Annotated in this window: 1 rRNA gene; it reads right to left on the reverse strand. The window is 48.1% G+C overall.

What is annotated here, in order from left to right:
• Positions 1–62: 62 nt before the first annotated feature.
• A 23S ribosomal RNA gene (locus HZF24_RS18540) occupies positions 63–2950 on the reverse strand; the annotation flags it as partial.

Genomic DNA, 2950 nt, shown 5'->3' on the forward strand with positions numbered 1-2950 from the left:
GGGACATTCCTCTGTCTTGCAGAGACTTTCTTTCTGGAAAGAGGTGTGTCCCCTTTCCTTTTTAGGTCAAGACCTCGACCTATTAGTATCGCTCAGCTGAATGCATTGCTGCACTTACACATGCGACCTATCTACCTGATAGCCTTTCAGGGGTCTTACTTGCTTTCGCAATGGGAAATCTTATCTTAGGGTCTGTTTCGCGCTTAGATGCTTTCAGCGCTTATCTTTTCCAGACTCAGCTACTCAGCCATGCCACTGGCGTGACAACTGATTCACCGGCGGTCTGTTCATTCCGGTCCTCTCGTACTAGGAACAACTCCCTTCAAATTTCCTGCGCCCACGGCGGATAGGGACCGAACTGTCTCACGACGTTCTGAACCCAGCTCGCGTGCCTCTTTAATGGGCGAACAGCCCAACCCTTGGGACCTGCTTCAGCCCCAGGATGAGACGAGCCGACATCGAGGTGCCAAACCTCCCCGTCGATGTGGACTCTTGGGGGAGATAAGCCTGTTATCCCCAGGGTAGCTTTTATCCGTTAAGCGATGGCCTTTCCACTCGGTGCCACCGGATCACTAAGTCCAACTTTCGTTCCTGCTCGAGATGTCTCTCTCGCAGTCAAGCTCCCTTCTGCCTTTACACTCTTCGCACGATTTCCGACCGTGCTGAGGGAACCTTTGAGCGCCTCCGTTACTCTTTCGGAGGCGACCGCCCCAGTCAAACTGCCCAACTGACAGTGTCCATATACCGGTTCACGGTATCATGTTAGAAATTCAGTAACAATAGAGTGGTATCCCAACGTCGACTCCACACATACTGGCGTACATGCTTCTCTGTCTCCCACCTATCCTGTACAATTGCTACCGAATTCCAATGTCAGCCTGCAGTAAAGCTCCATGGGGTCTTTCCGTCCTGCCGCGGGTAACTCGCATCTTCACGAGTACTACAATTTCACCGGATCTATTGTTGAGACAGTGCCCAAATCGTTACACCTTTCGTGCGGGTCGGAACTTACCCGACAAGGAATTTCGCTACCTTAGGACCGTTATAGTTACGGCCGCCGTTTACTGGGGCTTAAGTTCAAAGCTTCTCTTGCGATAACTTCTCCCCTTAACCTTCCAGCACCGGGCAGGTGTCAGCCCCTATACTTCATCTTTCGATTTAGCAGAGACCTGTGTTTTTGGTAAACAGTCGCTTGGGCCTGTTTTCTGTGGCCGACAAATGCTCCACCTGTTCAGACTTCACATCCATCGGCACCCCTTCTCCCGAAGTTACGGGGTCATTTTGCCTAGTTCCTTAACAATAGTTCTTCCGCTCATCTTTGGATTCTCTCCTTGCCTACCTGTGTCGGTTTGCGGTACGGGCACCTTCTTACTCGATAGAGGCTTTTCTTGACAGTGTGGGCTCAGCTACTTCACTACTTGTTTTCGCTCCCATTCGTATCTCAGGATTGATATCCGGGATTTGCCTCGGTTATCTCCCTACTTACTTAGACACACTTTTCCATCTGTGTGCTAGCTTACCCTACTGTGTCACCCCATTTCTCAAACGCTTAAAGGTGGTACTGGAATTTCAACCAGTTGTCCATCGCCTACGCCCTTTGGCCTCGGCTTAGGTCCCGACTTACCCTGAGTGGACGAGCCTTCCTCAGGAATCCTTAGGCTTTCGATGGGGGAGATTCTCACTCCCCTTTCGCTACTCATGCCAACATTCTCTCTTCTGTACAGTCCATATCCTCTTTCGATGGAACTTCTTCCCGTACACAATGCTCCTCTACCGATACCACTAATTTCTTCAATCTCTCAAATAGATTTTATCCTTTTTGCATCTAATCGAAATCTTTCTTTTTTATTCCTTTTTTCATTAAGGAAAGATTTCGAACTGAGATGTCCTTACATTTTCTCTACTTGAACTCTTGAAGAAATTAGCGGTATCCCACAACTTCGGTGATAGATTTTAGCCCCGGACATCTTCGGCGCAAAACCACTCGACCAGTGAGCTATTACGCACTCTTTTAATGAATGGCTGCTTCTAAGCCAACATCCTGGTTGTCTGTGTAGTTTTACATCCTTTTCCACTTAATCTATACTTTGGGACCTTAGTTGGTGATCTGGGCTGTTTCCCTTTTGACTATGAAACTTATCTCACATAGTCTGACTCCCAAGAATCATATACTTGGTATTCGGAGTTTGATAGGTTTTGGTAACGTATAACGCCCCTAGACCATTCAGTGCTCTACCCCCACTATACTTTCTTGAGGCTAGCCCTAAAGCTATTTCGAGGAGAACCAGCTATCTCCGGGTTCGATTGGAATTTCACCGCTATCCACACGTCATCCCGTAGCTTTTAAACGCTAATGGGTTCGGTCCTCCACCAGATTTTACTCTAGCTTCAACCTGCACATGGATAGGTCACCCGGTTTCGGGTCTACAACATGCAACTACGGCCCTTTTCAGACTCGGTTTCCCTTCGGCTCCTAACCTCTCAGTTATTAACCTTGCTGCATATTGTAACTCGTTGGCCCGTTCTACAAAAAGTACGCGGTCACTCTTTCGAGCTTCCACTGCTTATAGGCTTAAGGTTTCAGGTTCTTTTTCACTCCCCTCCCGGGGTTCTTTTCACCTTTCCCTCACGGTACTATTCTCTATCGGTCACTGGGTAGTATTTAGCCTTGAGAGGTGGTCCTCCCTGCTTCCCACAAGATTTCTCGTGTCTCGTGGTACTCTGGATCATATCCTCGTCGTCGACAATTTCGCATACGTGCCTATCACACTCTTTGGATTAGCTTTCCAGCTATATTTTGCTATCGTCTCTGAATCTCTTTGATATGTCCGCAACCCCAAGTATTTCTACTTGGTTTGGGCTCTTCCGCGTTCGCTCGCCGCTACTTACGGAATCATTATTTATTTTCTCTTCCTAAGGGTACTTAGATGTTTCAGTTCCCCTCGTTCCC

The organism is Sedimentibacter hydroxybenzoicus DSM 7310, from assembly GCF_013403245.1.
Lineage (GTDB): Bacteria > Bacillota > Clostridia > Tissierellales > Sedimentibacteraceae > Sedimentibacter > Sedimentibacter hydroxybenzoicus.